General features: G+C 51.1%; 3 protein-coding genes. All 3 read right to left on the bottom strand.

All coding sequences use genetic code 11. The annotated features are described in order from the left end of the window. Window positions 1-184: 184 nt before the first annotated feature. The 3 genes from speB to ACEQ15_RS11900 all read right to left on the bottom strand — a co-directional run bounded on the left by speB (window position 185) and on the right by ACEQ15_RS11900 (window position 3,349). Window positions 185-1,162, bottom strand: coding sequence for an agmatinase (speB, locus tag ACEQ15_RS11910; RefSeq protein ID WP_370279411.1), 978 nt, complete (start codon window positions 1,160-1,162; stop codon window positions 185-187). Between the two features lie 137 nt (window positions 1,163-1,299). Beyond that, a complete protein-coding gene (locus tag ACEQ15_RS11905; protein WP_370279410.1) occupies window positions 1,300-2,241 on the bottom strand; it encodes a LysR family transcriptional regulator in 942 nt (313 codons plus the stop codon). A 100-nt stretch (window positions 2,242-2,341) separates the two neighbouring features. Then, complete coding sequence (locus tag ACEQ15_RS11900; RefSeq protein WP_370279409.1) at window positions 2,342-3,349, bottom strand: TRAP transporter substrate-binding protein; 1,008 nt, start codon at window positions 3,347-3,349, stop codon at window positions 2,342-2,344. Window positions 3,350-4,300 lie beyond the last annotated feature (951 nt).

Genomic DNA, 4,300 nt, shown 5'->3' with positions numbered 1-4,300 from the left:
GGGCTGCAGCAACTGATGAAACGCGGTGTTATGATGTGACAAAGCCTGAATCCTTTGTGATTAAAGTGTTTGCTCGCACACTCATTTTACTCACATGGATTCAGGCTTTCTTATTTATCCCAAACTATGGGACAGCAGTGGGCGAAAGCCGGCTTTTTTGTGTCTGAATTGTCTGAGAAAGGGATTATTTCGCTTCTTTGCTGACTTTCTCCGCCAGCAAACACAGCATCTCCCACATCAGGGTTGCGCCAACCAGCGCGGTCGCGCCACTTGGGTCGAAAGGTGGGGATACCTCAACCAGGTCGGCGCCAATCAGGTTCAATCCGCGTAGCCCCCGCACCATCAGCTGGGCTTCAACGGTAGTGAGGCCGCCAATCTCCGGGGTGCCGGTACCGGGTGCAAATACAGGATCGAGGCAGTCCACGTCAAAGCTGATATAGGTTGCCTGATCACCCACCACTTCACGTGCCACATCCAGTGCCTTGCTCACGCCAAGTTCGGTGAACTCTTCGATTCGCATCACGCGGATACCCTGAGCTAGGCCCCAGTCATCGTCACTCTCGCTGTAAAGCCCACCACGGATTCCGATCTGAACGACCCGTTTCGGATCAAGAATGCCTTCTTCGATTGCACGGCGGAACGGTGTGCCATGGGTGTATTTGCAGTTGCCAAAATAGCGGTCCCAGGTATCGGTATGGGCATCAAAGTGAACCATGCCGAGTGGGCCGTGTTTTTTAGCCAGTGCTCTCAAAACCGGTAAGCTGACAAGGTGATCACCGCCCGCGCCCAGGGGCACGATATCGTGCTCTACCATCTCGGAAACAAAACCTTCGATCATATCCAGCGTTTCTTCGATCTGGAGCGGATTAACAGGTGCATCACCAAAGTCGGCACATTTCGCCAGTTTAAACGGGCTGAGGTTTAGCACCGGGTGAACCTTGCGCATCAGCGCAGATGCATCGCGTATCTGTCGAGGGCCGTGGCGGGCGCCGGCACGGTTGGTTGTGCCGCCATCCCAAGGCAAACCGTATAGCCCAATATCGGCCTGCTTTCCTTCGGCAATTGTGTAGTGGGGCAGACGCATAAACGTCGCAATGCCGGCGTAGCGGGGAACGGATTCAGACGCGAGAGGGCTGAAGCTGAGTTCGGGTTGTTCAAGCATTTTGATTCCTCAACTCGAAGTGTAAAGGTTCACTGTATGAGTTGAGGAAGGTGCGATAAATGGCAATTCCAGCAGCTAAAGTTTCCATAAATGGAAACTAAGCTGATCGGTGCGATTCTATGCGGGTTCTACGGAGATTAAGTGCCCGTTATAGCTGTGACTGTTTGATCAGCGCTTTTGAAGGCCTCAAGCAAGGCTTCACGCAGTATGTTCGGGCGTGAGTCCCGTCGCACAATGATTTTGAACGGCACTTTGTAGTTCAGGGTATCCGGCAGCAAGGCCCGCATCAGTTGTTTATCACTCCAGAGGGCAGCGTAATGCTTGGGCAAGAAACCGATGTACTGCCCGCTGAGTATGAGGGTAGCGATACCCTCGACCTGATAGGAGGTCGCGCTGGCCTTCAGTTGTGGGAACTGTTCCTTCAGCATCATCGAGTGGGTGTAACCCGGTGCGATAAAGTCGTGTTGGCTGATGCTGTTGATGTCGAGCTGATCGCTGGGCACGTCAAACAGGGGATGGTTGTGTCCGCAGTAGAAGAGGGATGTTTCGTGGTAGAGATCATAGTAGGTCAGACCAGGGAGCTCATGGTGCTGCGGTACGATCCCCATGTTGAAGCGCCCCTCAATAACGGCACGCTCAACTTCGTTGGGTGCTGCCACCTGGAGATTGATTTTTACCTCTGGCTCCTGCTGGTGAAATGCACCCAGTACGTTGACCACCGGTGAGTTGGGATCAGTCAGCATGTTATCGGTGAGCCCCAGGGTCAGCTCACCAATCAGACGGCTGTGTACCGCGTTTACATTGGCCCGAAACTTCTCCAGATCAACCAACAATTCCTGTGTCGCTTCATAGACCAGCCGGCCGTGATCCGTCAGTTGAAAACCCGAGCGGCCCCGTTGGCACAGGTGCATATCCAGACGGGTTTCCAGATCCGACATCTGGCGGCTGATCGCTGAGCGGCCGATATTAAGCTCGACTTCGGCAGCGGAAAAGCCTCCGCACTCCACCACGGTCTTAAAGATACGCAGCAGTTTCAGGTCGATGTCAGCAATTTGTCCGGAGAGGCTCGTTCTTTTCATGGGCAGACGCAGGGCTATAAGAAGATTTTCTTCAGAGTAACCGAAAAAAGCCCTGCGGACACAGTCGGCAGGGCAATTTGGGAGTTGCTCGGTCGTACGTTTAGATCTCGTTGCGGCCCAGTAAGCGTAGGATGCGGTTCAGTTTGTCTTTGCCGCCGATGCTGTCATAGTGCTTCGGCCAGACCGCTGTGGTGGCTTTTTCGATCCACTCTTTTTCACCGTTGGCTGGATCGCTGATCACCATGCCTTTTTCAACCAGCTGCTGCTTGATACGCGCTTCGTTGGCGGTCAGGAACTCCGCACTATGCTTTGTAGCCGCTTTGCCCGCTTCAATGATCGCTTGCTGTACTTCAGGTTTCTGTTCCTGGAACAGCGCTTCACTCATGATCAATGGCTCAATGGAGAAGATATAGCGGATGTTGGTGACGTACTTCTGTACCGTATCGAACTTCATCGCGTCGACTGTCACGTACGGGTTGTCCTGACCATCCACCACACCCTGCTGCAGCGCTGTGAATGTCTCGGACCACGCCATCGGTGTCGGATTACCACCCCAGGCTTTATAGGTGTCGATCATGATCTCGTTCTTCGGTACCCGCACGATAATCTGCTGCAGATCTTCCAGGGTTTTGACCGGCTGCTTGGAGTTCGTCAGTACGCGAAAGCCGGTGTAGGCCCAGCCAACAATGCGGACACCCGCATCCCTAACCGTGTTTTCAACCAGTTCTTCGCCCACTTCCCCTTGGGTCAGCATCTCGGCTTCTTCAAGGCTCTGAATGACATACGGCAGGGTAAAGACACCAACGGTAGGGGAGAACGGAGTCACGTTATTGATGGCAAGGATGGAAAAATCCAGCGTACCGAGTCCGGCTTCAACAACGGTATCCTGCTCACTGCCCAGCTGACTGTTCATGAACAGCTGACCGGTGTATTTGCCGTCGGTCTTGGCTTCCAGATGCTCAACAAACTTCAGGCCAAAGGCGTGCTGCGAGCTACCTTCGGAATCACCACCTGCAATTTTCCAGGTTGTTGCAGCGAAGCTTGCGCTGCTGAAGAGCAAAGCTGCGGCAAGGGATAAGGCTTTGGCATTATTATTTTTATACTTCATATCTACCTCAGAGTGGTTGTGTTTATCTCCAAGACCTGCGGCGGAGTCGTCGCCCTGTATGACAAGTCTGAGATCATCCTGCGCCAATCCTTTCAGTGAATAAATGCAAACATGCGGTTGTTTAGTTGCGGGTTTTGGAAACAATGATCGTCCGTATACCGTGCCCATGCGGTTCTTTAAGTTGGGCTCTATATGTCTGTGTTTGCTGTCTTTAGTATGGATGTTTTGGTTGGATGTGAGAGGCAATCTGGCGGCTGGAGTGAACTAAACCCGCACGGTCTAGGAGCTTTGTGGATGTGGTTGTAGACGGGCCTCTTGTACAGATAGCAGCACATCACAATGGTCATTTAACAAGATCTCAACATTAGTGTCTTTGGACTTCTATCCAGTACATCGAGTAGTACTAGCGAAAGTGGCTCGTTTTGCCGCCTCTACATGGCCCGCTTTGATTCTTGCGTTTTGCGCAAACACGTTCCATATTAGGGTCTTAAGGATATCGCCATGCAGAAATATGAGTATGGCAAATCATCAATATGCGCATGCTCGTTTTCAGCGGAAGAGAAGAAAGCATTCGATCTATATTTCCTTTCTCTTCAGAATGTTAGGTTACTTTGGGTGGCTCGATTTTCTGCAATATATAAACCCGAGCACTATCAAATTATTTTGTGTGAAAAATCATGTTAACGATGCTCAACAAGAAAAATGCAAAAACAACATTCTGGCAGAAGGAAGTCTTGGGATGCGTGAGAGTTTTTGGCAGAGCTCCTCTGTACGTGACTATGATTGTTCTGCCAAGAGAGACTTTGTACGGTTGGACCTCTTGGTGACATTATTGAGTCTTATTCACCCCCTCAAGTAATAATCTAAGTTGATAGATAGATGAGAGTGATATGGAAATCTATACGGGTAATCTGCTTATTAAGACCTGAATCAGTGAATTCATCTGCTATT

The organism is Pontibacterium sp. (assembly GCF_964228735.1).
Classification (GTDB): Bacteria; Pseudomonadota; Gammaproteobacteria; order Pseudomonadales; family Balneatricaceae; genus Pontibacterium.
This window is presented reverse-complemented; position numbering and strand designations above follow the sequence as displayed.

Coding starts and splice junctions, on each gene's coding strand:
- speB (WP_370279411.1), bottom strand. CDS start 1,162: ATGCTTGAACAACCCGAACTCAGCTTCAGCCCTCTCGCGTCTGAATCC.
- ACEQ15_RS11905 (WP_370279410.1), bottom strand. CDS start 2,241: ATGAAAAGAACGAGCCTCTCCGGACAAATTGCTGACATCGACCTGAAA.
- ACEQ15_RS11900 (WP_370279409.1), bottom strand. CDS start 3,349: ATGAAGTATAAAAATAATAATGCCAAAGCCTTATCCCTTGCCGCAGCT.